The sequence below is a fragment of the Paenibacillus anseongensis genome (genome assembly GCF_009757995.1).
Taxonomy (GTDB): Bacteria; Bacillota; Bacilli; order Paenibacillales; family NBRC-103111; genus Paenibacillus_E; species Paenibacillus_E chondroitinus.
This window is the reverse complement of sequence record NZ_WSEM01000016.1, coordinates 1,010,796-1,037,038: the sequence shown is the minus strand read 5'-3', so window position 1 is coordinate 1,037,038 and position 26,243 is coordinate 1,010,796. Positions and strand designations below refer to the sequence as shown.

The window sequence follows — 26,243 nt, the reverse complement described above, 5'->3', positions numbered from 1 at the left end:
TCATATGGAGCATTTAATTAATCCACAAGTAAAAGACATTCAGATTTCGGGTATTCGTAAAATCTCCAATCTAGTCAGCACCTTTCCGGGTGCACTGACACTTACGATCGGACAACCAGATTTCCCTACGCCGCGGCATATTATTGAAGCGGGACAGAGGGCGCTGGACGAAAATAAAACCGTCTATACGCAAAATCCGGGCTTACTTGAGCTTAGACAAGCGGTATCTCACTTTGTGAAAGTGAAATATGGCCAAACCTACCGTGCAGCAGATGAAATCATCGTGACTGCCGGCGCAAGCCAAGCGGTAGATATCACGCTGCGGACCATTCTTACGCCGGGGGCGGAAGTCATCTTGCCGGCTCCGATTTATCCGGGGTACGAGCCTTTGATACGACTTGCCGGCGGGGTTCCAGTTTATGTAGACACCAGAAAAAACGGCTTGAAATTAACAGCTGAACTGTTAGCGCCACACTTAACTGACAAAACGCGCTGCGTGATCTTATGTTATCCGTCCAATCCAACAGGCCAAGTGCTATCGAAGCAAGAATTGAACGACCTGGCACAGCTATTGGAAGACCGTGAATTATTCATTTTATCCGATGAAATATACAGCGAGCTTGTATATGGCGAAACGCATCAATCCATTGCAACGATTGGCAGCCTGCGAGAAAAAACGATCGTCATCAATGGATTGTCCAAATCTCATGCCATGACAGGATGGCGGATTGGCTTCACCTTGGCGCCGGCTAACATAACCGAGCATATGGTCAAGGTACACCAATATAATGTCACCTGTGCCAGCTCAGTAAGCCAATACGCGGCTTTGGAAGCATTGACAGCAGGGATCGACGATGCTCTGCCGATGCGAGAAGAATATGAAGCTCGCCGAGATTACGTCTTTAATCGTTTGCTGTCCATGGGCTTTGAACTGGAGAAGCCGGATGGGGCGTTCTATTTGTTCCCGTCCATCGCCAAATTCGGATTATCCTCTCAAGAGTTCACGATGAGACTTCTTCAAGAAGAGCATGTCGCGGTCGTGCCTGGGGATGCTTTTACCTCCTACGGCGAAGGTTTCATCCGTATTTCCTATGCGTATTCGCAGGAAGTACTGGAAGAGTCGCTGAATCGTGTGGAACGTTTTATCAGCAAATTGTAAGATGCAAAAAACCTCCAAAGCCGAAGGGCTTGGAGGTTTTTTTGTATCCATTTATTGAGATTTAAATTCGAAGTATGCAGTAATGGTGTTAATAGCAACATCAATCGCCCGTTCATCCGGGTCAAGTTTGGCATTGTGCAGTCCGTGAGGAGTGTCTACCCCTAACCAGAACATGAAGCCGGGAATTTGCTCCAAAAAGTAGCCGAAATCTTCGCCGGTCATAGCTTCCGTACATTCTACAAGCTGAACTTGATCGGTTGTTCGCAGCCACGCCATGAACTCCCCAGTCAAAGCAGGATCGTTAAAAACTTGACGGTAGTTTGAGCCGTAATCGATCGTTACTTTGCATTCAAAAGAGCTTTCGATGCCTGCTGCGATAGCCTCAATCCGTTTCTTGATCTTGTCCATTGAACCAGCGGAAAGTGTGCGAATCGTGCCTTCTAGGCGACCTTTTTCGGCAATGATGTTCTGTTTGGTGCCAGCCTCCATTTTGCCGATGGTCACGACAGCCGAATCCAGCGGATTCACATTACGGGAAACGATGGTTTGCAGTTGGCCAACCATTTGTGTCGCCGCGATTATCATATCATTCGCTTGATGCGGGTAAGCGGCGTGTCCACCTTTGCCTAGAAGGTCGATGAACAACTCAGAAGTGTTGGCGAACAAGATCTCAGGCCGTGTAGCAATGGTGCCAACCGGGTACTCAGGCGCGATATGGAGGGCAACCATCTGATCCGGCATCCAGTCCTTCAGCTCCTCCGAAGCAAGCATGGGCAGTGCGCCCCCAGGTCCTTCTTCGGCCGGCTGGAACAGGACAACAAGATCATCCTTCATAGGCTGGTTAACAAAATTGGTGATCACGCCCATCCCGATCGACATGTGAAAATCATGACCGCAGGCGTGCATATACCCAGGATGCTGCGAAGGAAACGGAAGCGTGGTTTCTTCCGTAATCGGCAGCCCGTCCATATCCGCCCGATAGCCAAAGCGTTTGGTCGGATTTGTTCCTTTGATATAAACCAAAATGCCTGTCCGCCAAGTCCGGATGCTGATCCGATCCTGAGGCAGCTTAGCAAGTTCGTCTAAGAGCAGCTTTTGCGTCTTGAACTCTTCAAAGCCCGGCTCCGGAATTTGGTGAAGCTGACGACGCAATGCGATGAAAGGGCTAGACATAGGTGTTCCTCCAGATGATCTTACAGGGTACGCAGATCTTGTAAGATTTCTGTTTTGGATTTTGTTTTATCGTCAACTTTCTTGATTACACGAGCAGGAGCGCCTGCAACAACCGTGTACTCTTCAACATCTTGTGTAACGATAGCGCCTGCGGCTACTACAGAACCTTTGCCAATGCGAACGCCTTCCAAGATTACAGCATTAGCACCCACAAGTACGTCATCTTCAATAACGCATGGTTGTGCAGAAGGAGGCTCAATAACGCCGGCAACAACTGCACCAGCACCGATGTGACACATTTTACCGATTTGTGCTCTGCCGCCAAGAACAGCGTTCATATCGATCATTGTGCCGTCGCCTACGGAAGCACCGATGTTAATGAGAGCGCCCATCATGATAACCGCGTTGTCTCCGATATGTACTTTATCGCGAATAACCGCGCCTGGCTCGATACGAGCGTTGATTCCTTTCAGGTCAAGCATAGGAATTGCGGAGTTACGGCGGTCAGATTCAACCACGTAATCAACGATTTGCTCTTTGTTGGCTTCAAGCACAGGGGAGATTTCGCTCCACTCGCCAAATACGACGCCGCTGCCACCGGAAATGAAGGATTGGCTGCCTTCTCCGAATTCAATACCTTCAAGGTTTCCTTTTACATATACTTTAACGGGAGTTTTTTTCTTGCTTTCTTTAATAAACTGGATGATTTCTAACGTATTCATTTCGCTCATGGTGACATCTCCTTAAATTAAATTGACTCTCCTATATTATCAGATAGGTGGCGACGTGAAAAGGACTGCGTGACGAGTCGAATTAACTCGAATGCGCAGTCCATCGATTATGAGATCGCTTTTGAAGCAAATTGGCTGTTATACAGGTCGGCATAGAAGCCATTTTGCGCTAAAAGCTGTTCGTGTGTTCCCTGTTCGATAACCGTTCCATGATTCATCACCAGAATGAGATCAGCGTCACGGATGGTAGATAAGCGATGGGCAATAACAAAGCTCGTGCGGTTCTCCATCAGGTTGTTCATAGCCCTTTGAATGGAGACTTCCGTGCGAGTATCTACGGAGCTAGTCGCCTCATCCAGAATCAAAATCGCAGGATCCGCCAATATCGCTCGAGCAATGGTCAGCAGCTGCTTTTGGCCATGGGAAAGATTGGAAGCCTCTTCATTTAAAATGGTGTTATATCCATCCGGCAGCGTTCGAATGAAATGATCGGCGTACGCCGCGCGAGCCGCATTCACGATCTCTTCCTCGGATGCGCCGTCTCGCCCGTAAGCGATGTTCTCCCGAATCGTGCCGTTGAACAGCCACGTGTCTTGGAGGACCATACCGAACAGTCCGCGAAGATGGCTGCGAGACATTTTACGAGAATCAACGCCGTCGATGGAGATCGTTCCGCCTTTTAACTCATAGAAGCGCATGAGCAGGTTTACAATAGTAGTTTTTCCCGCACCGGTCGGGCCAACGATGGCCACGGTTTGACCTGGCTCGACTTCGATGTTCATATGCTCTATGAGCGGCTCATCCGTTTTATAGGAGAAAGCAACCTCGTTGAACTGGACGTGCCCGCGCACCTGTGTAACGGACTTGCTTGCGGCGTCCTCTAGCACCTCTTCAGGCTCATCCAGCAGCTCGAAGATCCGTTCCGCGGCTGCGATGGTGGATTGAATAATGTTTGCGATATTAGCAACCTGTGTGATAGGCATCCCGAACTGCCCGGAGTACTGGATGAAGGCCAAAATATCACCAATTTTGATCGTGCTTTGTGTCACCATGATACCGCCAATGACACTGACGAGCACATATCCGATATTTCCGATAAATGACATGAGGGGAAAGATCATCCCGGAAATAAATTGCGCCTTCCAGCCGGAATGATACAACCGGTCATTGATTTCATTGAATTTCTCGATAGAGTGGCGTTCACGCCCGAATGCTTTGACAATCGTATGTCCCGTATACATTTCCTCGACGTGGCCGTTGAGCTCGCCAAGTGTTTTTTGCTGGCCTTTGAAATATTTCTGCGAGCGGGAAGCAATCATTTTTGTTGCTAAAATGCTTAAAGGCAACGTGATGATGGTTACCAATGTCAACAGGGGACTAATCGTAAGCATCATAATGATAATCCCGAGCAGCGTGACGATGGATGTGATGAGCTGAGTTAAACTTTGCTGCATGGTGGAAGAGATCGTATCAACATCATTCGTTGCGCGACTCATCGTATCTCCATGACTACGTGAATCAAAGAAAGAAAGTGGAACCCGAGTCAGCTTGTCGCTAATATCCTTGCGGAGATTAAACACAATTTTCTGTGTGACACCAACCATGATTCTTTGCTGGATAAAAGTTAAAACAGAGCTGAATACATATAGCGCAGCTAGTATCAAAACAATTTGCAGCAGCGCATCAAAGTCAATTTTCGCACCAGGCACACCCTTGAATTTAGCCATGGAGCCTTCATACAGCTTTGTCGTTGCATTCCCCATAAGTTTGGGACTAATGATGCTGAAAACCGTACTGAGCACGGCTGCTATAAAAACAGAAATGATAGATACCCGGAAGGGCTTCATATAGCCGGACAGCCGACGCAAGGTACCCTTGAAATCCTTTGCTTTCTGAACGGGCATGCCCATCGCACCCATTCCGCCCCGGCCAAAATGTGCTGGATTCACACCTTGGGAGGGAGGACGCTGCCTGTTTCTCGGTTGATCACTCATGCAATTTCCTCCTCTGACAGCTGGGAAGCCACTATTTCTTGATAAACCCTGCAGGTGCCCATCAGCTCGGCATGTGTGCCGATCCCGGCAATGCGTCCGTCTTCTAGCACGATAATCCGGTTGGCATCCATGATGGTGCTGACTCGCTGAGCTACGATGAGTTTCGTTGCTTGCGCGGTTTCAGCTTTAAGTGCCGCCCGCAGCTTCGCGTCGGTTTTGAAATCAAGCGCAGAGAAGCTGTCATCGAAGACGTAAATTTCCGGTTTGCGAGCGAGAGCTCGGGCAATGGCTAACCGCTGCTTTTGACCGCCGGATAAATTAGTGCCTCCCTGAGCCAGGATGGATTGATAGCCATCTTTCAATTCGGCAATGAAATCTGCGGCCTGCGCCGTTTGCGCAGCCTGTTGGATTTCGTCCTCCGTTGCAGACTCGCGTCCGAACCGGATATTATCGGCAACCGTACCGGAGAAGAGCGCCGCTTTTTGCGGGACATATCCAATTTGTTGTCTTAGGCTATCTATTTGTATAGTTGGTAAAGGATGGCCGTCAATCGTAATGCTACCTTCATTAACATCATAAAAGCGCAGCAGCAAATTGATCAGTGTTGTTTTGCCAGAACCTGTACCGCCAATAATGGCTGTTATCTCTCCCGGCTCTGCGCGGAATGAAATATCACGGATGGCAGGCTGCTCGGCACCCGGATAGCTGAAAGAGACATGTTTAAATTCAATCGCGGCTTGATCGGAAGGAAGAACCTTTGCCTCTTTGGTATTTTGTATCGTAGAGGTCAAAGCCAGAACTTCATTAATACGCCCGGAAGAGGCGGATGCTCTAGGGATCATCATGAAAATCATCGTCATCATGAACATCGAAAACATAATTTGCATCGCATATTGAATGAAAGCCATCAAATCGCCAATTTGCATCTGGTTGTTATCAATGCGAATTCCCCCATACCAAAGGATCACGACAATCCCCAAATTAAAAACCAGCATCATGATTGGCATCATCGTAGCCATAATTGTGTTTACTTTGATGGCTGTTTGGGTGTAATCGAGGTTCGCTTTCTCAAACTTCCGCTGTTCATGACCGGAACGGTTAAAAGCGCGAATGACTCGGATACCGGTCAAATTCTCACGAAGCACGAGATTGATGGCGTCTATTTTGACTTGCAGCACTTTAAAAAGAGGCAGCCCTTTGGACATGATTCCTATGATGGCTAATGCGAGGATCGGAATGACGGCAATGAGGACAATAGCCAGATGGGCATCTTTATAGGTTGCCATGATGACACCGCCGATCAACATTGTTGGCGCACCGATGAACATCCGCATCATAACAATGACTTGCTGTACTTGTGCGATGTCATTGGTGGTTCGTGTAATCAGCGAGGAGGTGCCAACCTTGTCAAACTCATTTAAGGAAAAGCTCTCGACATGGCTAAAAAGCTTGCGGCGCAAATCTCTGCCGAATCCAGTGGCTGTCCGTGCCAGCAAGTAGCTGGCGACCATAACGCAAACCATCGCGCCCATAGCTACCAAAAGCATGTAGGCCCCATAACGGAGAATATAGGCAACATCCCCGTGCAAGACTCCGACATCGACGATGTCCGAGAGCAAAGTGGGGAGATACAGTTGAGACAATGACTGAAGAAGCATTAAGGCGATGATGGCAACAACTGAAACTTTGTACGGATTCAAAAGTCTAAACAGTTTGAACAAATGTTTTCCTCCTTAGGGAATTGTGAGTAATGCCATAGTGGATTTTGATATGTAAATTATAACACATGATAAAAATTCTGTTCAAAAATTCAACGCAATTCATATTGACTTATCTTGTCGAAAGTGGCATAATTCTTTTAATTACATATGTACCTTTAAAAACAGTCCAGAGAGGCTGGCAAGGTAGTCGATAAGAAAAGACGGGATAAATTGAATCGTGAATTCAGTTTATGAACAAGCTTGGGGATGTGCGCATCCTTATGCCCCGCTCTGTATCTTTATGCACGCTAACTCCTTGCCGATGAATGGGCAAGGAGTTTTTTTGTGTGTTTTAACCTGGCCAAAACTCAGCTAATGCTTACGATGCCAGTTTTCCTACGGAAAACTCAGCCAATGCTTACGATGCCAGTTTTCCTACGGAAAACTCAGCCAATGCTTACGATGCCAGTTTTGCTAAAGCAAAACACAGCCGATGCTTACGATGCCAGTTTTCCTACGGAAAACTCTTAGGAGGCGAATCAAATGAACGAAGCAACCGAGCACACGATTATAGACGAAATGGGAATTCGTCGTGCTCTTACGCGGATTGCACATGAGATACTTGAAAAGAATAAAGGGGTAGAAAATTGTACCCTAATTGGGATTCGGACACGAGGCATTTATTTAGCGAAGCGGGTCGCTGAGAGAATCATGGAAATCGAAGGCGTGCCGGTTCCTGTCGGTGAGATTGATATCACTTCTTATCGAGACGACCGCGTCAAAGTGAAATCAGTCGAGAACGTCCAAGAAGGCGGCCGCATCCAAATTCAAGACCGGAAAATCATTCTGTTCGACGATGTCCTGTTTACGGGACGCACCGTGCGGGCAGCGATGGACGCCTTGATCGACTTAGGCAGGCCGCAAATGATTCAGTTGGCCGTGCTTGTGGACAGAGGGCATCGCGAACTGCCGATTCGCCCGGATTACGTAGGAAAGAACGTACCTACCTCCAAAAGTGAAAGCATTGAAGTGCTGCTAACGGAAATCGACGACAAAGACGGCGTCATTATACTTCAACAGAGGGGGAAACAGGAGTGAGCATGGTGAGTACACAAACCAAACATTTTCTAGGACTAAAAGGAGTTAGCGCAGATGAGATCATAAGCATCCTTGATCGCGCGGCTTATTGGGAGCAGAGTCCTGCGAAAGTGACTAATCAATTTAACGGCAAATTCGTTTCCAACTTATTTTTTGAAAATAGCACAAGAACCCGCTTTTCCTTCGAACTGGCGCAAAAGCGTCTAGGCGCAGATGTTCTGAACTTCTCTGCAGCGGAGTCCAGCGTTCAGAAAGGCGAATCCATCTACGACACAGTCCGTACGCTAGAGTCGATGGGGATCGACGCAGGCGTCATCCGCTTGAAGCCGAACGGCGTGCTCCAGGAGCTCGCGGAGAAAATCAAAATCCCGCTGATTAATGCGGGCGACGGCAACAATGAGCATCCGACGCAAGCGCTGCTCGACTTCTACACGATGCGCAAGCAATTCGGCGCCATCAAAGGGCTGACCGTCTCCATCGTCGGAGACATTCTGCACAGCCGCGTGGCACGCTCCAATCTGTGGGGACTGCTAGCACTAGGGGCGAAAGTGCAATTCTGCGCACCAGCGAGCATGCAGGCTCCAGAACTCGCAGAGTTCGCGCCGTATGTGTCCTTCGATGAAGCGCTGAAGGCAGACGTTGTTATGATGCTGCGTGTGCAACTGGAACGCCACGATACAGGGCTACTTCGCTCCGCAGAAGAATACCGTGAGCAATACGGGTTAACGGTAGAGCGCGCAAGCCGCATGGCTCCTCATGCGATCATCATGCATCCGGCACCGGTTAACCGCAACGTGGAACTGGACGATGAACTGGTTGAACATGAGAAATCAAAGATTTTCACACAAATTGCTCACGGCGTGCCGATTCGTATGGCCGTCATCGAACGAGCTTTATCATAAAACAGGGGGACTTACCACAATGGGCATTTGGATTCTAAACGGAACGACAGTTGACGCAAATAATGTACAAGCGAAGAAACACATTTTAGTTGAAAATGATAAAATTGCTCAGGTTCTGGACGATGTTGAAGGTTCAGCGCCACAAACGGAAGGGCATGAAGTCATCGATGCAGCAGGCAAATTGGTAACACCTGGCTTTATCGATATGCATGTTCACTTGAGAGAGCCCGGGTTTGAACATAAAGAAAACATTGCGACCGGAACGCGTTCCGCTGCAAGAGGCGGATTCACAACGATTGCTTGTATGCCGAATACAAGACCCGTCATCGATACGGTAGAGACGGTGAACTACATATTGGACAAAGCAGCTACAGAAGGCGTAGTACGTGTCCTTCCTTACGGCACGATCACGAAAAACGAGCTTGGCCGCGAGTTGACTGACTTTGCCGCGCTGAAAGAAGCGGGAGTCATCGGCTACACAGATGACGGCGTCGGCGTGCAAAGCGCGCAAATGATGAAGGATGCCATGGCCTTGGCTGCATCCATCGGAATGCCCATCATCGCTCACTGCGAGGATGATACGCTTGTTGTCGGAGCGCCGGTTAGCGAAGGCTCCTTCGCCAAGAAGCACGGCTTGAAAGGCATCCCGAATGAATCCGAAGCGATTCACGTTGGCCGCGACGTGCTGCTGGCTGAAGCAACAGGTGTTCACTACCACGTGTGCCACGTTTCTACCGAGCAATCGGTTCGCTTGATCCGTCATGCGAAACAGTTCGGAATTAAAGTAACTGCAGAGGTTTGCCCGCATCACCTTGTGCTATCCGATGAAGATATTCCAGGGCTTGATGCGAACTGGAAGATGAACCCACCGCTGCGCACACCACGCGATGTGCAAGCTGTCATCGAAGGCCTTGAAGACGGGACGATCGACATTATCGTGACGGATCATGCACCTCACTCGGAAGAAGAGAAAGAGAAGGGCATGATGCTGGCGCCATTCGGTATCCTTGGTTTCGAGACGGCCTTCAACCTGCTGTACACGAAATTTGTCCTGACCGGCAAATGGACGCTTGGCTTCCTGGTAGATCGTATGACTAAGAAACCAGCTGATGTATTCGGACTTCCATACGGAACGTTGAATGTAGGCAGCATCGCGGATATCACTATCGTGGATTTAGAAACAGAACGCGAAGTTCTTAAAGAAGAGATTGTTTCACGCAGCAAAAACACACCGTTTATCGGATGGAAACTGAAGGGGTGGCCGGTTGTTACCATCGCTTCCGGGAAAATCGTTTATTCATAAAAACGACACGAACGATCTGTACGGAAACCATAAAATCGTGTATATTTATACAAACTGATCATTTTTTATGCAAGTCTACGCATAAAGATGATAACAAATAAGCATGACATCTGCGGTTCGTTAGAATCGCCTGACAATAGTGAAGGAGCTGAACATACATGCAGGCAAGATTGTTGCTGGAAGACGGCACGCTTTTTACAGGAAAATCGTTCGGTAGTGAAGGAGAGTCCGTCGGTGAGGTAGTATTCAACACGGGAATTACAGGGTATCAGGAGGTTCTTTCCGACCCTTCCTACTGCGGTCAAATCGTAACGATGACTTATCCATTGGTGGGGAACTACGGTGTGATTCGTGATGATTTTGAATCCGTACGCCCATTCATTCATGGTTTTGTCGTTCGTGAGCACGAAGAAATCCCAAGCAACTGGAGAGCGCAATACACACTTGGCAGCTTGCTTAAAGAATATGGCATCGTAGGCATCAGCGGTATCGATACGCGCATGTTGACTCGTAAGATCCGTCACCATGGCGTTATGAAAAGCTTGCTGACAACTTCCAATAAATCCGTTGCCGAGTTAACTGAAATCCTGAGAGGGACTTCCCTCATGACGGATCAAGTAGCGCGCGTCTCCACGAAAAGCGTGTACGGAGCACCAGGTCACAAAGAGCGTATCGTATTGGTTGACTTTGGGGCAAAAAGCGGAATTATCCGCGATCTGAGCAAACGCGACTGTGACGTTGTTGTTGTGCCTCAAGATGCAACAGCGGAACAAATTCGCCGCCTTGCACCAGACGGCGTCCTGCTGTCTAACGGCCCTGGGGATCCGAAAGATGTTCCACACGCTGTTGAAATGATCAAAGGATTGCTTGGCGACATCCCGCTTTTCGGAATTTGCTTGGGTCACCAGCTGTTCGCACTTGCTTGCGGCGCTGACACTGACAAACTGAAATTCGGACATCGCGGCGGTAACCACCCGGTGAAAGATTTGGCTTCCGGCCGCTGCTACATTACATCGCAAAACCATGGCTACACAGTGAAAGATGAGTCCGTTGCCGGAACTGATCTTGAAGTGACGCACATTAACAATAATGACCGTACAATTGAAGGTTTGAAACATAAGAAATTCCCGGCTTTCTCGGTTCAATACCATCCGGAAGCTGCACCTGGACCGTTTGACTCCAGCTATCTGTTCGATGATTTCATCTCGATGATTCGTCAGCACAAACTAGATAATCCAGAACAACCGCGCCAAGCGCAAATGCTTGCTCAATGGAAAGCGTCCGCGGCATCGACATCTGTAAGTAAAGCTTACGAAGCAAGTTTTGCTGAAGCAAAACTCTAGGGAGGAACTGTAATATGCCAAAAAATAATACACTCAAAAAGATCCTCGTTATCGGTTCCGGTCCGATCGTTATTGGTCAGGCAGCGGAATTCGACTATGCGGGAACGCAAGCTTGCCAAGCATTGAAAGAAGAAGGCATGGAAGTTATCCTGATCAACTCCAACCCGGCTACGATCATGACGGATACGAACATGGCTGACAAAGTATATATCGAACCAATTACCCTTGAATTCGTTACACAAATCATTCGTCAAGAGCGTCCGGACGGTTTGCTTCCAACATTAGGCGGTCAAACAGGTCTGAACATGGCTGTAGAACTTGCTCGCGCAGGAGTTCTTGAGAGCGAAAACGTGAAGCTTCTGGGTACGCAGCTTACTGCGATTGAGAAAGCGGAAGACCGTGATCTTTTCAGAGACTTGATGAGAGAACTAGAGCAGCCTGTACCGGATAGCGTTATCGTAACAACAGTCACACAAGCGGTAGAATTTGCTAATGAAATCGGCTTCCCGATCATCGTTCGCCCAGCTTACACACTTGGTGGTACTGGCGGCGGTATCTGTAACACAATGGAAGAGCTGACGGAAATCGTAGCTTCCGGAATTCGTTACAGCCCAATCGGACAATGTCTGGTTGAACGCAGTATCGCAGGCATGAAAGAAGTCGAGTATGAAGTTATGCGTGACGCGAACGACAACTGTATCGTTGTATGTAACATGGAGAATTTTGATCCAGTAGGCGTACATACAGGAGACAGCATCGTAGTAGCGCCAAGCCAAACGTTGTCGGATCGTGAATATCAAATGCTTCGCTCCGCATCTCTGAAAATCATTCGCGCTTTGAACATCGAAGGCGGTTGTAACGTACAATATGCGCTTGATCCACACAGCTTCCAATACTATGTTATCGAAGTTAACCCACGTGTAAGCCGCTCTTCGGCGCTTGCATCGAAAGCAACAGGTTACCCGATTGCTAAAATGGCAGCTAAAATCGCGATTGGTTACACGCTCGATGAGCTTGTGAATCCAGTTACGGGTCAAACGTATGCTTGCTTCGAGCCAGCACTTGACTACATCGTATCCAAGATCCCGCGCTGGCCGTTCGATAAATTTACGGCAGCTAACCGCAAGTTGGGAACACAAATGAAAGCAACCGGCGAAGTTATGGCGATCGGACGTACATTCGAAGAGTCCATTCATAAAGCGGTTCGCTCTTTGGAAATTGGTGTACATCGCTTGTTCCTGAAGGAAACTGACCTTTTAGATAAAGAAACTTTAGAATCCCGTTTGCAAAAACCTGATGATGAGCGCTTGTTCTTACTAGCTGAAGCTTACCGCAGGGGCTATTCCGTGGAACAATTGCAAAATTTGACGAAAATTGACTGGTGGTTCTTGAACAAACTTGAAGGTTTGATCAAGTACGAGAAAGAAATTGCAGCAAGTGAATTAACGGCTGAGCTGATCTTTGACATTAAGCGCAAAGGCTTCACTGACCGCGCTGTTGCTGAAATTCGTACGCTTGCTGGCTGCACAACATTCATTAACGAAGCGGATGTAAGAGCTTATCGCTTGAAGCAAAACATTAAACCTGTTTACAAAATGGTTGATACTTGCGCAGCGGAGTTTGAAGCTTCGACGCCATACTACTATTCAACTTATGAGCAAGAAGATGAAGTAACGGAAACAAAGAAAGAGAAAGTTGTTGTACTTGGTTCCGGTCCAATCCGTATCGGACAAGGGATCGAGTTTGACTACTCAACGGTACACGCAGTATGGGCGATTCAAGCTGCTGGCTACGAAGCTGTTATTATCAATAACAACCCAGAGACAGTATCCACGGACTTCAACACATCCGATCGCTTGTACTTCGAGCCATTGTTCTTCGAAGATGTGATGAACGTCATTGAACGCGAGAAACCAATCGGGGTTATCGTACAATTCGGCGGTCAAACCGCGATCAACTTGGCAGCTCCTTTACACAAAGCAGGAGTACGCATTCTAGGTTCCGATCTGGAAAGTATCGATACTGCGGAAGATCGCAAGAAATTCGAAGCTTTGCTAAGCAAGCTTTCCATTGCTCAACCTCCAGGCGGAACAGTAACTTCTGTGAATGAAGCGGTTGGAACTGCAGCGAAATTCGGTTATCCGGTTATCGTTCGACCTTCCTATGTCTTGGGCGGACGTGCGATGGAAATCGTCTACTCCGATGAAGAATTGCTAAGCTACATGGAATATGCGGTGAAAATCAACCCTGAGCATCCGGTTCTGATCGACCGTTATATGCTGGGCAAAGAGGTAGAAGTAGACGCGATTTGTGATAGAGAAACGGTTCTAATCCCTGGGATTATGGAACACGTTGAGCGTGCAGGGGTTCACTCCGGCGACTCCATCGCGGTATACCCACCGCAATCGCTGTCTGACGAAATTAAGGCGCAAGTTATCGAGATTACGACAAAAATCGGTTTGGAACTTAACGTAGTGGGCTTGGTAAACATCCAGTTCGTTATCCACAACGAACAAGTGTATGTAATCGAAGTTAACCCACGTTCTTCCAGAACGGTACCTTTCTTAAGCAAAGTAACGAACATTCCGATGGCTAACGTGGCAACACGCGTCATTATGGGACAAAAGCTGGCGGATATGGGTTACCAAAGCGGTCTATGGCCGGAAGATAACTATGTCTCTGTAAAAGTGCCGGTATTCTCCTTTGCGAAACTTCGCCGTGTCGATACAACGCTTGGACCTGAGATGAAATCCACAGGTGAGGTAATGGGCCGCGATACGAACTTTGCTAAGGCTCTCTACAAAGGTTTAATCGGTGCGGGTATGAAAATCCCGGCTGCCGGTTCAGTCGTAGTAACGGTTGCTGACAAAGACAAGGAAGAAGCGATTGAAATCTTGAAAGGCTTCTACCGTCTCGGTTATAAAATCATCGCAACCGGAGGAACAGCTACAGCGATTGAAGAAGCTGGTCTTCCAGTTACAACGGTGCATAAATTGAGCGAAGGCTCACCGAACATTTTGGACTTGATTCGTAGCGGAGACGCGCAGTTTGTTGTCAACACGCTAACCAAAGGCAAAACGCCTGAGCGCGACGGTTTCCGTATCCGCCGTGAAGCTGTTGAGAACGGTGTGGTTTGTATGACATCGCTTGACACAGTAAGAGCACTCGTAAATATGCTTGAAGCCATCAACTTCTCCTCACGCGCAATGCCAGTGCATGTCTAAGAAAGAGGTGACGGACTTGTCAGTATTAACTCGTACGGATGTTGCAGGACGCATTATGGTCGCGCTCGATTATGCGAATGCGGCAAGCGCCGAAGGGCTGCTGAAGCAGCTCGAGGGCATCCCTTGCTACGTGAAGGTGGGCATGCAGCTGTTCTATGCTGCAGGTCCAAGCTTCGTCGCGAGCCTGAAGGATCGCGGTTATAAGGTGTTCCTCGATGTGAAGATGCATGACATTCCGAACACGGTCAAAGGCGGCGCGGAAAGCGTAACGCGCCTAGGGGTGGATGTGTTCAACGTCCATGCCGCCGGAGGCAAGGACATGATGGTCGCTACCTTGGAGGGTGTCGACAAGGGATTGGCCGCAGGCGCAGCACGCCCGATCGTTATCGGCGTGACGCAGCTGACCAGCACCTCGCAAACGGTGCTGAACGAAGAGATCGGCTTGACCGGTACGGTGGAGCAAGCCGTCATTCGTTATGCCCGCTTGGCGCATGCCGCGGGGCTTCAGGGCGTCGTCGCGTCACCGCTAGAGGTGACGGCGATTAAGGCGGCGTGCGGTGACGGGTTCGTCACCGTAACGCCGGGCATCCGCCCGGCAGGAGCGGATGTGGGTGACCAGTCGCGCATTATGACGCCAGGCGAGGCGTTTGCGCAGGGAACGGACTACGTCGTGATCGGCAGACCGATCACAGGCGCGGCGGACCCTAGGGCTGCATTGGAATCGATTATTGATTCCATCTTGTAACATCTAACAACGGAAGGAACGGTGGAAGTAACATGAGTCAACTCGAAACGATTGCGAAGCATGTCGCGGCTTCCTTATTAGATATTCAAGCGGTAGCGTTAAGACCGCAGCAACCTTTTACATGGACATCGGGCCTGAAATCCCCGATTTATTGCGACAACCGTCTGACGATGTCACACCCGGCGATTCGCGAAGCGATCGCTGACGGCTTCGTCAGCTTGATCCAAGAGAAGTTCCCGGATGCAGAGGTTGTAGCCGGTACTGCAACGGCTGGCATCCCTCATGCAGCATGGGTCGCTCAGAAGCTGGGTCTCCCAATGATTTATATTCGCGATAAAGCGAAAGGCCATGGTAAAGAGAACCTGATTGAAGGTTCTGTAAAGCCCGGCCAAAAGGTCATCGTTATCGAGGACCTGATTTCAACAGGCGGAAGCTCTCTGAAAGCAGCGATTGCTGTCAAAGAAGCCGGAGCCATTCCGTTAGGCGTACTAGCTATTTTCTCCTACCAATTGGACAAGGCGACAGACGCTTTCCAAGCTGCGGAGATGCCGCTTCACACGCTTTCCAACTACTCTACGCTGCTTGAAGTAGCTTTAGAGAAGGGTGCAATCAAAGCTGAGGATATGGCTTTGCTCCGCTCATGGAGAGAGAATCCTGCTGCTTTTGGTGTGTAAAAGGATTTGAAGTGTGCCAGTTTCAGTTTTCGACTGGTTACCGCACCGGCGGCGCCACATTAGGATGACATTCCCGACATCCAAATATAAATAAAATGCGAAGAAGCCCTACCTTTTCGAAAAGGAGGGCTTCTTTTTTATTTGTCTTCCTCGTTATTGGTCAATAGTTGGATAAAAGTTTGCAAGGGCTGGGAGATCCACTTTTTCGGATGAAGCAGCAGTTGGATATCCAACTTTAAATCTTCATGTGAAAAAGGCAGGGAAACAAGCCTTTTTTGTTCGAGCTCGCTCTGAACGACAATTCTGGGAAGCAGCGCAATCCCGAGCCCGTTCATGACGCATTGTTTAATGGCCTCTAAATTGCCTAGTTCGAAGCCAATTTGGAACGGGATGGCGTTATCTTTGAGCAGCTTCTCAAACATGCCTCGATAAATGCAGCTTTCTTCTGTCACAATAAACTCAGTTTGTTGTAGATCGGTAAGCTCAATTCGGTCTAATTGTGTGAGCGGATGAGTCAATGGAGCAACGAGCAGCAATGGTTCTTCTTTAATTTTCGTACAGGTTAAGAGGGGCTCAGCTGGATATCGGTCCAAAAGCAAACCCAGATCGTAGTCGCCTTCTCTAACTTTGGTCATCAGGGAGGCTTCGCTGTCCGGATATAACTGAATATTGAGGCCAGGATAAAGCTGTTTCAAAGCTTGTAAATAAGGAGGCAGGTAATAAGCTGCTAGCGAGTTGATCGTGCCAATCGTCAAAGTACCGGTGACCTGGCTTGCCACCATTTCTTTGGATTGATCATAGAGATCGAGCATCTGCACGGCCAGTTTCAGAAGGCTTTCACCAGGAGAGGTAAGCCGTAGCTGCCGACCAAATCGTTCAAAAAGAGGAACGCCGTATTCACGTTCAAGCTTCTGAATTTGCATCGTAATGCTGGATTGTGCATAGCCTAATTCTTCGGCGGCCTTGGTAAAGCTCTTTCTTCGGGCAACCTCCCGAAAGGTGCGGAAATACGTTAAGTCCATGGCTGCCTCCAATTCTTACTTCAAAATTTTTGATGAGTAGTATCATTTATTATAGCTAACTGTGATGCGATATTCCATGCTAAAGTGGATGTACAACATCAAATTCACGGGGAGATGGCTTATATGTTAAATGAAAAAGATTTGCATGGTGTGTATGTTCCTATCATTACGCCTTTTGACGAAGATGGCGAGTTGGATGCTGCTTCCTTTTATAATCATGCCTATAATTTGTTTCAAGACGGAATCGATGGGCTCGTCGTTAATGGTACGACAGGGGAATCCCCGACGATTGCGAGTGATGAACTGGGCGTTATGTTTGCAACCGCTCAAGCTGCCCGAGATGCAGCCCATGTGCATGTCCCGCTTGTAGTGGGCACGGGCACGAATGATACGCGTTCTACGGTGCGTAAAACAGAAGAAGCTGGAAAACTTGGCGCTGACAGTGCTTTAGTCGTAGTACCGTATTATAATAAACCTAGTCAGCAAGGGATTATTGAGCATTTTCGCCGTGTTGCGAGTGTTGGTGTGCCCGTGATTCTCTACGAGGTTCCCCATCGTACAGGGATTAAATTAGAGCTGGATACGGTTCGGACCATCCTCGAGCTGGATGGTGTAATTGGAATGAAAGACAGTACGCCCAACACTCAGCTAGTCTCGGAGCTTACTAGAGTGGGCTCGAAGCCGATTTTGTGCGGTGAAGATACGTTGCTTTTCGAGGCTCTTCAATCAGGAGCTAAGGGTGTAATGAGCGCATCTGCGAATGTGGAGACAGAGCGGTTTGTAGCGTTTTACCGCCAATTTCTGGCAGGGCAGCAGGAGAAAAGCCAAGAGCTTTTTGAAGAATTGCTTCCGCTGATTCGCCTGCTTTTCCAAGAGCCTAATCCAGCTCCACTGAAATGGCTGCTTGAGCAGCAAGGGGGCATTGAAACGGGTACGCTTCGCTTGCCGCTTATGCCGGTATCGGAAGGTTTGCGCGCTAAGCTTGCATCTTATCTGTAAAAGGAGAGTTGAGTGAAGGATGACTCGAACAAAAGTATTTACAGGCTCGCCTTGGGAGCCAACGGTAGGTTATTGCCGCGCAATCCGAGTAGGAAATCGCATTGAGGTAGCCGGAACAACAGCAATGAGGGATGGCGAAGTGGTTGGCGTAGGCAGCGCTTATGAGCAAGCGCGTTATGTGCTGGAAACGATTGAGAAAGCACTCTTAGAGCTTGGAGCCACGATGTCGGATGTCATACGAACGCGCATGTTTGTGACGGATATTTCCTTATGGGAGGAATTCGGCCGTGCGCATGGGGAATATTTCCGGGATGTTCAGCCTGTGGCAACAATGGTTGAAGTGAAAGCTTTAATTGATCCCAGGTTAATGATCGAAATTGAAGTTGAGGCGTTGAAGACCGAAGAGTAGAGATGTGTTCAGGTTAAAAAATAAATAGCGCTTTTCCGTTTTGTCGTTGATGTCATATCGCTGACAAGAGGAAAAAGCGCTATTTGCGTTGTTATTTGTTATCCGACCCGTTTACCAAGAATAATCAAGTCTCGTTCGATTCCGTCAAGCTCGGCAATGCCAGGCAGATGCGCCCAATTTTCAAAACCAAATTTACGGAAAAGCTGCAAACTAGGTTCATTATGACCGAAAATAAAGCCCAGCAAAGTCTTAAGCCCCAGCTTTGGACAAGCTTCTAAAGCCTGCTCCATGAGGTATCGGCCGATTCCTTGGCCGCGGCATGTTTCGTCTATGTAAATACTGACTTCTGCCGTGGCATTATAGGCCGGGCGGCCATAAAAGGATTGAAAACTAAGCCAACCGCAGATTCCGCTGCCATTTTCCAATACCCATAAAGGCCGGAAATCGGCGGAGTGCTCATGAAACCAGCCTTCACGACTGGCTGTCGTCACGGGTTCCGTATCTGCGGTAACCATGCGCCCTGCGATTGTTGAATTATAGATACGTACGATATCCGCGAGATCTTCCAAGTTGGCGTCGCGGAGAGATAGATTTGTTGTGCTCATGATGTTCGCTCATTCCTCTCATGCTTTCTCATTTCGTGCAGCTAGTTTCAGCCAGAAACGGCTGATTGTCTCCGTTCCCTTTTCCCAATTGATCAAATGGAAATGCTCATTAGGGGCATGCAAGTTCTCACCCGGAAGGCCAAAGCCGAGCAGAACAACAGGGGCATCCAGCACGCGGCCCAATACTTCAACGATGGGAATGGAGCCGCCGCTTCGTGTGTACACAGGCCAAGCGCCATATGTATCTTCAAAGGCTTCTGCAGCTGCAACCATAACAGGCTCGTCGATTGGCGTAATAAATGGATTGCCGCGTAATTGACGATCGAGCGTTACTTTAACGCCAGGCAAATCTTGGGCATGAATATGCGCTTCAACGGCATTCATGATCTCATCCGGGACTTGCGCAGCAACGAGTCGGCAGGCAATTTTGGCGGAAGCACGGTTCGGGATAATCGGTTTAATCCCTTCACCTTGAAAACCGCCGCTCACCGAAGTTATTTCCAAAGTGGGTCTGGACGTTGTTTGTTCGTAGAACGAGAATCCTTTTTCCCCATATAACTTGTCAACATTTAGATCAGTACGGACTTTATTTTCATTCGGTTCAACTTGTTTAAAAGCTTCGCGCTCTTTGTCTGAAAGCTCAATAACCCGATCGTAGAAGCCTTCAACGGCTACCCGGCCATCGGCATCATGAAAAGAGCTTAGCAGCTTGGTTAAAGCATGAATCGGATTTTGGACAGCCCCGCCAAATAACCCGGAATGCAGGTCGCTATTCGCTCCATCGATCGTAATCTCAAAGCCGGCAAGACCACGCAAGCCATACATAAGCGCCGGTTTGCCAGGGCCGTGCATCTGAGTATCTGAAAGGGTTATGGCGTCAGCCTGTAATTTGTCTTGGTACTTTTCTACAAAGGGAGGGAGGTTTTTACTGGCAATTTCTTCTTCGCCTTCAATGCAGAATTTCACATTCACGGGAAGAGTGCCCTGCGTGCGAAGGAAAGCTTCGACCACTTTTACATAAAGCAGGAGTTGGCCCTTATCGTCTGTACTGCCACGGGCATAAAGCTTCCCATCGCGAATGACAGGCTCAAAAGGTGGAGTGTCCCATAATTCCATTGGGTCAGCCGGTTGAACGTCATAGTGTCCATAAATAAGCACAGTTGGTTTACCTTCTGCATGCAGCCAGTCAGCATAAACGACAGGATGCCCGCCAGTAGGCATGATTTCAATATTTTCTAAGCCGGCTTTTCTGAGGGAGTCAGCCGTCCATTCCGCACAGAGCTTCATATCCGGTTGGTGTTCGGCAACAGCACTAATACTTGGAATCCGCAAAAATTGCATTAATTCCTCTATGTGTTGGTCTCTTTGCTCTTCCAAATAGGTTTTGATTGTTTCAATCATGTCGGTATTCTCCTTCTTTGTAAGCAATTCTTAATAAGCTACTTCTTTTAACTTCCCCAAAGGGCGGGAAAATCCTGCAAATGAATGCTGCCGTTTCACATTTTGTAGGACAGTTGCATGCAGCTTGGGGAAGCGGGTATTATTGTAAAGCCAAATAAACGGAACCGCGACGGTTAAGGAGGAGTAACATGCAGCTTGTTTGTAAAACAGATCGAATGTCTTTGGTTCGTTTAGATCCAACTTCATCTGAGCTGGTGCTTGATTATGTGAATCGCAATCGGGCTTTTTTGAAGGAATGGGAAATTGAGCGCAATGAGCAGTATTATACGAATTCGTATCAAGCTGATTTGCTTGAGAAAGAAGTTAAACTGATCGAGGACGGCTTGCTGCTGAAAGTATGGATGTTGTATGAAGACCGTGTGATTGGGTCGATTTCTCTGAGCAATATTGTCAGAGGAGCTTTTCAATCCTGCCATCTGGGCTATCGAATGGATGGAAGTCTCGTCAATCGGGGGCTCATGACGGAGGGGGTCCAGGCCATGATTGACTATGCTTTTGAGGTCGTGGGGCTGCACCGAATTGAAGCCAACATCATGCCACGCAACGCTGCCTCTTTGATGGTTGTGAAGAAACTGGGGTTCTATGAGGAGGGCTTAGCGTTCAAATATTTGAAAATTCATGGTGTTTGGGAGGACCATATTCATATGGTGCTGCGAAATACGGCTATGGAATAAAAGCGGTAGATGTAGATAAGGATCATCTCAAAAGTCTGTAAGGACTTTCAGGATGGTCCTTTTTTGGATAAAATTAGGTATTTTGTTGTATAACATTTTTTTACAAATGATAGTATATTTTAATAGATTCATACAAGAGAATGTTCGTGCTCAAAAACTTTCAGCAAATTTTCAGTTTCGTGGAACTTTTTGAAAACATCGAACGTCTAATTTATCATACAGGTTATTTTGGAAATGAAAGGAAGAAGTACCATATGGCGAATTGGTTTCGCAAAAATAACAGGGCTGAGCCTGCAGGTACTGAGGATAAGATAATCTCTAACGAGTTGCAAGCAGCTACGCACGTACATAATTCGCCGCTGCTAACGGTAACGGGTGTTCATCGCTCTTTTCAAGTCGGCGGCGAGCGTTTAGAGGTGCTGAAAGGGATTGAGATGGAACTCAGACCGCTACAGCTTGTAATGCTCAAAGGCCGCTCAGGCTCAGGCAAAACAACACTTTTGAATTTAATTGGGGGGCTTGATCAGCCGAATGAAGGAGAAATCATGTTCCTAAATCATGCTTTTCATTTAGGGAGCGACAATGAACGAACATTAGTTCGCCGAAAGGAGATCGGCTTTATTTTTCAATCGTATGCCTTAATGCCGTTGTTATCAGCATGGGAAAATGTGGAGCTTGCGCTTCGCATGGCGGGTGTTCCTCGGTCTGAATGGAAAGAACGGGTTGCGTATTGTCTTGAACTCGTCGGGCTCGGTAAGCGAATGTACCATCGGCCTTTCGAGCTGTCTGGCGGTGAGCAGCAGCGTGTTGCCATTGCCAAGGCGATTGCGCATCGACCTTCCTTGATTTTGGCCGACGAACCGACGGCTGAGCTGGACTCCCAGATGGGAGCACAAATCATGTCCGTTTTTCGCAGTATGATTGCAACGGAGCAGGTAACAATTTGTATGACGACCCATGACCCTACGATTTTGGAGGATGCCGATCATGTTTACGAAATGGTGGACGGGAAATTCGTCTCCTAACTGGGGAAAGCCCGTAACTGCACTACTTATCTCTACTACACTTATTCTATCTTCCGGCTGCTCGCTGCTGCCAAAGGAACAGGAAGAAGAGGCGCTTCCAAGCATTAATCCACCTAAGTTATCCAAGAAGCCTGAATACACGGTGAAAACAGAAACACTTGAGACGAAAGTAAGAGGGAGCGGGCGTCTCATGGCGCTGCAGGAAGAAAAGCTGTTCTTCTCCGAAGATATGACTTCCAAACGGATCAGTGCCATTCTCGTGAAAAATGGCGATGCGGTTGAGAAAGGTCAGCCCGTTGCTGAGCTGGACGTTTCGGATATGGAAAGCGATTTGAAGCGGAAGAGGCTTGAAACCCGCAAAGATGAGCTGACGATGATCGAAACGCTGCGAAAAGCGGACGAAATGACGCCGGAGCAAATTGAGCAGGCGAAGATTGATTTTGAGCTGAAGCGGGAGGAACTCACGAAGCTGGAAACCCAAGTGAGTAAAGCGAAGCTTCTCGCACCGTTCAGCGGAACGATCGTCACGGTTACAGCGAAGAAAGGCGACACAGTGAAGTCAGAAGAGTCCGTCGCGACACTTGCGGACTTGAATGAACTGACAGTGGCGGCAAGTATAAGCGCAGACGATGCGAAGAAAGTCTCCATCGGGATGGAAGTCCAAGTGGATATTAACTCTGCCGGACAGCACAAAGGAAAGGTTAAGCAGCTGCCGAATCCGCAAGCGGCAGGGAATAATAACGGCGGCTTCCCGGGAGGCGGGCAAGACGGCAAACAGGACTCCATTGATCAATATTTAGTCGTTCAGTTGGATGAATTCCCAAAAGGCCTGAATCGTGGAACACCGCTTAGCGTGACAATTATTACCCAAAGGAAAGAAAACGCGACAACGATCCCGCTTGCGGCGCTTAGATCCTACTCCGGTCGGAATTATGTGCAGGTAGTTGATAATCAGGGAAATAAGAAGGAAGTTGATGTAGAAATCGGTCAACAGACGTCAACGGATGTAGAGATTGTAAAAGGTCTTACCGCCGGACAGAAAGTAGTTGGTCGCTAATGTCTATTCCCATGCTGCGGTTTTTATTTCGGAAAATGTGGAATACCCGCTGGCTGACGCTCAGCACATTGCTTGGTTTGATTATGGCTGTTGCGTTTACAACCAGCATACCGATGTATGCGGACGGGTCGCTGAAGCGTGTCGTAGCCAAATCGCTCGAAGAGAAGAGCAGCGGACTTCCGGCTGGATCTGTGCTTATGCGATATCAAGCGGTTGGGACGGAACGTGCAGGGTTAGACGAGCTAAAAGACGTCAATGTGTACATAGGAGAAGAAATTCCCAAAGAAATTGGATTTCCGATTGAAACTTTTGCCAAAAGCTACACGATCAAAGCAGCTCAAATAACTCCTGTTGATCCATCGAAAGTAGATCCCAGCAAGAGGCGGCAAATGGCGCTCACCTCATGGAGCGAGCTGAACAATCACGTGGATTGGTCCATCGGTCAAATGGCTTCGGATCAAGTGCAGAACGGTATTCTGGAAGCTGTTGTTTTGGATGAAGCTCTATACCGGAATGATTTGCACATCGGCGATGTGTTCAACTACTCGGTTTCTGGTGCAGGAGGCAGCCAACTGCTTAAGGTGAAGATTGTCGGCTCTTTCAAGCCCAAAAATGAAGCGGATGCGTACTGGTTTCAAGGTTTAGAGGGGTTACTTAACTCCCTTATCGTAAGTGATGATGTTTTTATGAAGACATTGCTAACAGAGAAGAAAATTCCGCTCCAGCTGGCTAATTGGTATTATGCTTTCGACCTTCGGAATATTCAAACAAGTCAGTTGTCACCGCTAGATCAACGTCTGGAGAGATTGGATATCAACCTGTTCCAGAAACTTAAAAATACGAAGGTCGATGTTTCCTTCAAGCCGATGCTTGCTGAATTTAAGGCGCAAAGCTTGCAGATGCAAATTTTATTATTCACATTAGCAGCACCTATGATTGCCATGGTCTTCTATTACATTGTTATGAATGCCAGACAATCCCTGGATCGGCAGCGGGGAGTTATTGCCACTCTGCGAAGCAGGGGCGGCAGTACGAAGCAAATCATTGGCATTTATTTTCTGGAAGGTTTATCGCTAGGGATCATAGCGTTGGTGGTTGGACCGTTCATGGGCTGGTTCATGGCCAAGAGCATAGGTTCTTCCAGCGGGTTCCTGACTTTTGTGGACCGCAAATCAATTCCGGTCAGTTTTACCAAGGAAGCAATGCTGTACGGTGGGCTTGCTGTGCTAATTGCCATCCTGGCAAGTGTCATTCCTGCGGTTCTTTTCGCCAAAGCTTCAATCGTGAACTATAAGCAGCTCCTTGCTCGATCTGATCGATCTCCGCTATGGCAGCGTTGGTTTATAGACATAGTACTGCTCGGTGTTGTAGGTTATGGCTTTTATCTGTTTGATCAGCGTCAGGTGTTGTCTGTACAGACTGGCTTAACGACCGATCAGCTGCAAGTTCATCCGCTACTGTTTTTTGTGCCTGCACTCTCGATTTTCGCGTTGGGATTATTCTTTCTGCGAATTTTCCCGTGGCTGCTGCGCTTTTTTGGATGGCTTGGGCGGAGATTCCTTCCAGTGCCTCTCTACTTAACACTTGTGCAGCTTTCCCGGTCGGCCAAAGCATACTATCCATTAATGCTGTTATTGATTCTTACACTGGGACTCGGTGTATACAATTCTTCGGCGGCACGCACGATTGACCTGAATTCCACGGAGCGAACGCTCTATCAATATGGAACGGATGTGGTGCTGCAAACGGTATGGGAAGGCTTCTCCGATGATCTGCCTAAAGATCCTAATGCAGGCGGGAATTCTGGAGGTTCTCAGGGTGGCGGCGCAGGAGGTAATAACGGCGGTAACGGTGGCTCCGGGAATGGAGGAAACGGTGCTGGCGGTGGTCAAGGAGGCCAAGGCGGTCAGGGTGGTGGAAATCCCGGAGAGGAGACACCATCGAAAATTCGCTACGTCGAGCCGCCATTTCAAGTTTTTCGCGAGCTTGAGGGCGTTCAGGCGGCGGCAAGAGTGCTGCAAACCAAAGGCAACGTCGTGGTTTCCGGGAAATCGACGGGCCAAGGACTTGTCATGGGTATCGATAACGTCGATTTTGCCAAAGTCGGGTGGTTCCGGCCAGATTTATTTCCAGCTCCTCCGTATCAATATTTGAACTTGCTTGGCAGTTATGAGCAAGCGGTTATTATTCCTTCTAATTATGCAAGCAAGTATGCGCTGAAAGCCGGGGATCTGCTTTCCATTACGATTAGCCAGCAGCCTGTGGAATTCGTCATCGTTGGCATTCTTCCGTACTGGCCAAGTCAATATCCCGATCAGACGCCATTTTTCATTACAAATTTGGATTATGTATACGATCAAGCGCCTATGGTCCCTTATGAAGTTTGGCTGAAGATGAAACCAGACGCGAAAGTGGCCCCGATTGTAACTGCTTTGCAAAATAAGGGAATCGAGCTGGCTTCTGTGAAGGATGTTCGCAATGAACTCATTGTTCAGAAAAAGCTTCCAGCCAGAGGCGGAGTTTTCGGGATTCTAAGCTTAGGTTTTCTCGTATCTGTCCTTGTGTCTTTAATCGGCTATATGTTGTACTGGTTCTTTAATCTTTCAAGTCGTGTCGTGCAGTTTGGGGTCCTTCGCGCGATGGGGCTTTCCCGCAAGCAATTGACCGGCATGCTGCTGCTTGAGCAAGGCTTTACAGCAGGTTTATCGATTGCCTTAGGAATAGCAATAGGTAAACTGACTAGTTATTTCTTTTTGCCTTTCTTGCAAACTTCACAGAATGTGAAGACTCAAGTGCCGCCTTTCCGGGTTGTTTTCGACTCCAAAGATACCAATCAGCTCTATTTCGTTGTAGCTTTCATGATGGCAACAGGAGCTTTACTGCTGTTCTTGCACATTAGAAGGCTGCGTGTTCATCAAGCTGTGAAGCTCGGGGAGGAGAAATAG

At 48.2% G+C, this 26,243-nt stretch carries 21 protein-coding genes; 14 read left to right on the top strand and 7 right to left on the bottom strand.

Annotated features, from left to right (window positions below):
- The first annotated feature begins 4 nt into the window (after positions 1–4).
- On the top strand, positions 5–1,159 hold the full coding sequence (locus tag GON05_RS21105; RefSeq protein ID WP_157321557.1) for an aminotransferase A: 1,155 nt from the start codon (positions 5–7) through the stop codon (positions 1,157–1,159).
- Positions 1,160–1,210: 51 nt separating this feature from the next.
- Here GON05_RS21105 and GON05_RS21100 read toward each other — a convergent pair whose 3' ends face one another.
- The 4 genes from GON05_RS21100 to GON05_RS21085 form a co-directional block, all read right to left on the bottom strand.
- On the bottom strand, positions 1,211–2,332 hold the full coding sequence (locus GON05_RS21100) for an N-acetyldiaminopimelate deacetylase (protein WP_157321555.1): 1,122 nt from the start codon (positions 2,330–2,332) through the stop codon (positions 1,211–1,213).
- 20 nt (positions 2,333–2,352) lie between these two features.
- Complete coding sequence (gene dapD, locus GON05_RS21095) at positions 2,353–3,063, bottom strand: 2,3,4,5-tetrahydropyridine-2,6-dicarboxylate N-acetyltransferase (protein ID WP_127452012.1); 711 nt, start codon at positions 3,061–3,063, stop codon at positions 2,353–2,355.
- Between the two features lie 107 nt (positions 3,064–3,170).
- Positions 3,171–5,057, bottom strand: coding sequence for an ABC transporter ATP-binding protein (locus GON05_RS21090; protein WP_157321553.1), 1,887 nt, complete (start codon positions 5,055–5,057; stop codon positions 3,171–3,173).
- Complete coding sequence (locus GON05_RS21085; protein WP_157321550.1) at positions 5,054–6,778, bottom strand: ABC transporter ATP-binding protein; 1,725 nt, start codon at positions 6,776–6,778, stop codon at positions 5,054–5,056. Before GON05_RS21085 ends, GON05_RS21090 begins: the two co-directional genes overlap by 4 nt.
- Before the next feature lie 522 nt (positions 6,779–7,300).
- Here GON05_RS21085 and pyrR point away from each other — a divergent pair.
- The 7 genes from pyrR (at position 7,301) to pyrE (ending at position 16,046) form a co-directional block, all read left to right on the top strand.
- Positions 7,301–7,855 carry a bifunctional pyr operon transcriptional regulator/uracil phosphoribosyltransferase PyrR gene (gene pyrR / locus GON05_RS21080; protein ID WP_157321548.1) on the top strand — a complete coding sequence of 185 codons (555 nt, stop codon included), beginning with the start codon at positions 7,301–7,303 and terminating at the stop codon, positions 7,853–7,855.
- A gap of 2 nt (positions 7,856–7,857) precedes the next feature.
- On the top strand, positions 7,858–8,757 hold the full coding sequence (locus tag GON05_RS21075; RefSeq protein WP_157322282.1) for an aspartate carbamoyltransferase catalytic subunit: 900 nt from the start codon (positions 7,858–7,860) through the stop codon (positions 8,755–8,757).
- A gap of 19 nt (positions 8,758–8,776) precedes the next feature.
- Entirely contained in the window at positions 8,777–10,060 is a 1,284-nt protein-coding gene (locus GON05_RS21070; RefSeq protein WP_157321546.1) for a dihydroorotase, read from the top strand.
- A gap of 158 nt (positions 10,061–10,218) precedes the next feature.
- Positions 10,219–11,403, top strand: coding sequence for a carbamoyl phosphate synthase small subunit (locus GON05_RS21065; RefSeq protein ID WP_127452021.1), 1,185 nt, complete (start codon positions 10,219–10,221; stop codon positions 11,401–11,403).
- Positions 11,404–11,417: 14 nt separating this feature from the next.
- Complete coding sequence (carB, locus tag GON05_RS21060) at positions 11,418–14,627, top strand: carbamoyl-phosphate synthase large subunit (protein ID WP_157321544.1); 3,210 nt, start codon at positions 11,418–11,420, stop codon at positions 14,625–14,627.
- Positions 14,620–15,372, top strand: a complete 753-nt coding sequence (pyrF, locus tag GON05_RS21055; RefSeq protein WP_157321535.1) for an orotidine-5'-phosphate decarboxylase — start codon at positions 14,620–14,622, stop codon at positions 15,370–15,372. Before carB ends, pyrF begins: the two co-directional genes overlap by 8 nt.
- A gap of 32 nt (positions 15,373–15,404) precedes the next feature.
- Positions 15,405–16,046 carry an orotate phosphoribosyltransferase gene (gene pyrE / locus GON05_RS21050; protein WP_127452026.1) on the top strand — a complete coding sequence of 214 codons (642 nt, stop codon included), beginning with the start codon at positions 15,405–15,407 and terminating at the stop codon, positions 16,044–16,046.
- A 137-nt stretch (positions 16,047–16,183) separates the two neighbouring features.
- Here the strand turns inward: pyrE and GON05_RS21045 are convergent, their stop codons facing one another.
- Positions 16,184–17,068: a LysR family transcriptional regulator gene (locus tag GON05_RS21045; protein WP_157321533.1), complete on the bottom strand. Its 885-nt coding sequence runs from the start codon at positions 17,066–17,068 to the stop codon at positions 16,184–16,186.
- Between the two features lie 123 nt (positions 17,069–17,191).
- Between GON05_RS21045 and dapA the strand changes: the two genes are divergently transcribed.
- Both dapA and GON05_RS21035 read left to right on the top strand, forming a co-directional pair.
- Positions 17,192–18,067 carry a 4-hydroxy-tetrahydrodipicolinate synthase gene (gene dapA / locus GON05_RS21040; protein ID WP_157321529.1) on the top strand — a complete coding sequence of 292 codons (876 nt, stop codon included), beginning with the start codon at positions 17,192–17,194 and terminating at the stop codon, positions 18,065–18,067.
- Between the two features lie 19 nt (positions 18,068–18,086).
- A complete protein-coding gene (locus GON05_RS21035; RefSeq protein WP_157321527.1) occupies positions 18,087–18,476 on the top strand; it encodes a RidA family protein in 390 nt (129 codons plus the stop codon).
- 98 nt (positions 18,477–18,574) lie between these two features.
- On the opposite strand, the gene GON05_RS21030 is transcribed toward GON05_RS21035, so the two are convergent.
- Both GON05_RS21030 and GON05_RS21025 read right to left on the bottom strand, forming a co-directional pair.
- Positions 18,575–19,081 carry a GNAT family N-acetyltransferase gene (locus GON05_RS21030; protein ID WP_157321525.1) on the bottom strand — a complete coding sequence of 169 codons (507 nt, stop codon included), beginning with the start codon at positions 19,079–19,081 and terminating at the stop codon, positions 18,575–18,577.
- An 18-nt stretch (positions 19,082–19,099) separates the two neighbouring features.
- Positions 19,100–20,482, bottom strand: coding sequence for a dipeptidase (locus GON05_RS21025; RefSeq protein ID WP_157321523.1), 1,383 nt, complete (start codon positions 20,480–20,482; stop codon positions 19,100–19,102).
- 188 nt (positions 20,483–20,670) lie between these two features.
- On the opposite strand from GON05_RS21025, the gene GON05_RS21020 reads away from it, so the two are divergent.
- The 4 genes from GON05_RS21020 (at position 20,671) to GON05_RS21005 (ending at position 26,243) form a co-directional block, all read left to right on the top strand.
- Positions 20,671–21,216, top strand: a complete 546-nt coding sequence (locus tag GON05_RS21020; protein ID WP_157321521.1) for a GNAT family N-acetyltransferase — start codon at positions 20,671–20,673, stop codon at positions 21,214–21,216.
- 254 nt (positions 21,217–21,470) lie between these two features.
- Entirely contained in the window at positions 21,471–22,241 is a 771-nt protein-coding gene (locus GON05_RS21015) for an ABC transporter ATP-binding protein (protein ID WP_157321519.1), read from the top strand.
- Positions 22,204–23,298 carry an efflux RND transporter periplasmic adaptor subunit gene (locus tag GON05_RS21010; protein ID WP_157321517.1) on the top strand — a complete coding sequence of 365 codons (1,095 nt, stop codon included), beginning with the start codon at positions 22,204–22,206 and terminating at the stop codon, positions 23,296–23,298. The genes GON05_RS21015 and GON05_RS21010 overlap by 38 nt, the downstream gene beginning before the upstream one ends.
- Positions 23,298–26,243 (top strand): ABC transporter permease, encoded by a 2,946-nt coding sequence (locus tag GON05_RS21005; protein ID WP_157321514.1) that lies wholly within the window; start codon positions 23,298–23,300, stop codon positions 26,241–26,243. Before GON05_RS21010 ends, GON05_RS21005 begins: the two co-directional genes overlap by 1 nt.

Excerpts from the sequence above, each read along its gene's own strand:
- GON05_RS21030 (WP_157321525.1), bottom strand. The coding sequence starts at position 19,081 with ATGAGCACAACAAATCTATCTCTCCGCGACGCCAACTTGGAAGATCTC.
- GON05_RS21065 (WP_127452021.1), top strand. The coding sequence starts at position 10,219 with ATGCAGGCAAGATTGTTGCTGGAAGACGGCACGCTTTTTACAGGAAAA.
- GON05_RS21100 (WP_157321555.1), bottom strand. The coding sequence starts at position 2,332 with ATGTCTAGCCCTTTCATCGCATTGCGTCGTCAGCTTCACCAAATTCCG.
- pyrF (WP_157321535.1), top strand. The coding sequence starts at position 14,620 with ATGTCTAAGAAAGAGGTGACGGACTTGTCAGTATTAACTCGTACGGAT.
- pyrE (WP_127452026.1), top strand. The coding sequence starts at position 15,405 with ATGAGTCAACTCGAAACGATTGCGAAGCATGTCGCGGCTTCCTTATTA.
- GON05_RS21005 (WP_157321514.1), top strand. The coding sequence starts at position 23,298 with ATGTCTATTCCCATGCTGCGGTTTTTATTTCGGAAAATGTGGAATACC.
- GON05_RS21035 (WP_157321527.1), top strand. The coding sequence starts at position 18,087 with ATGACTCGAACAAAAGTATTTACAGGCTCGCCTTGGGAGCCAACGGTA.
- GON05_RS21020 (WP_157321521.1), top strand. The coding sequence starts at position 20,671 with ATGCAGCTTGTTTGTAAAACAGATCGAATGTCTTTGGTTCGTTTAGAT.
- GON05_RS21015 (WP_157321519.1), top strand. The coding sequence starts at position 21,471 with ATGGCGAATTGGTTTCGCAAAAATAACAGGGCTGAGCCTGCAGGTACT.
- GON05_RS21105 (WP_157321557.1), top strand. The coding sequence starts at position 5 with ATGGAGCATTTAATTAATCCACAAGTAAAAGACATTCAGATTTCGGGT.
- dapD (WP_127452012.1), bottom strand. The coding sequence starts at position 3,063 with ATGAGCGAAATGAATACGTTAGAAATCATCCAGTTTATTAAAGAAAGC.
- GON05_RS21025 (WP_157321523.1), bottom strand. The coding sequence starts at position 20,482 with ATGATTGAAACAATCAAAACCTATTTGGAAGAGCAAAGAGACCAACAC.
- GON05_RS21045 (WP_157321533.1), bottom strand. The coding sequence starts at position 17,068 with ATGGACTTAACGTATTTCCGCACCTTTCGGGAGGTTGCCCGAAGAAAG.
- GON05_RS21070 (WP_157321546.1), top strand. The coding sequence starts at position 8,777 with ATGGGCATTTGGATTCTAAACGGAACGACAGTTGACGCAAATAATGTA.
- GON05_RS21075 (WP_157322282.1), top strand. The coding sequence starts at position 7,858 with ATGGTGAGTACACAAACCAAACATTTTCTAGGACTAAAAGGAGTTAGC.
- GON05_RS21090 (WP_157321553.1), bottom strand. The coding sequence starts at position 5,057 with ATGAGTGATCAACCGAGAAACAGGCAGCGTCCTCCCTCCCAAGGTGTG.
- pyrR (WP_157321548.1), top strand. The coding sequence starts at position 7,301 with ATGAACGAAGCAACCGAGCACACGATTATAGACGAAATGGGAATTCGT.
- GON05_RS21010 (WP_157321517.1), top strand. The coding sequence starts at position 22,204 with ATGTTTACGAAATGGTGGACGGGAAATTCGTCTCCTAACTGGGGAAAG.
- dapA (WP_157321529.1), top strand. The coding sequence starts at position 17,192 with ATGTTAAATGAAAAAGATTTGCATGGTGTGTATGTTCCTATCATTACG.
- carB (WP_157321544.1), top strand. The coding sequence starts at position 11,418 with ATGCCAAAAAATAATACACTCAAAAAGATCCTCGTTATCGGTTCCGGT.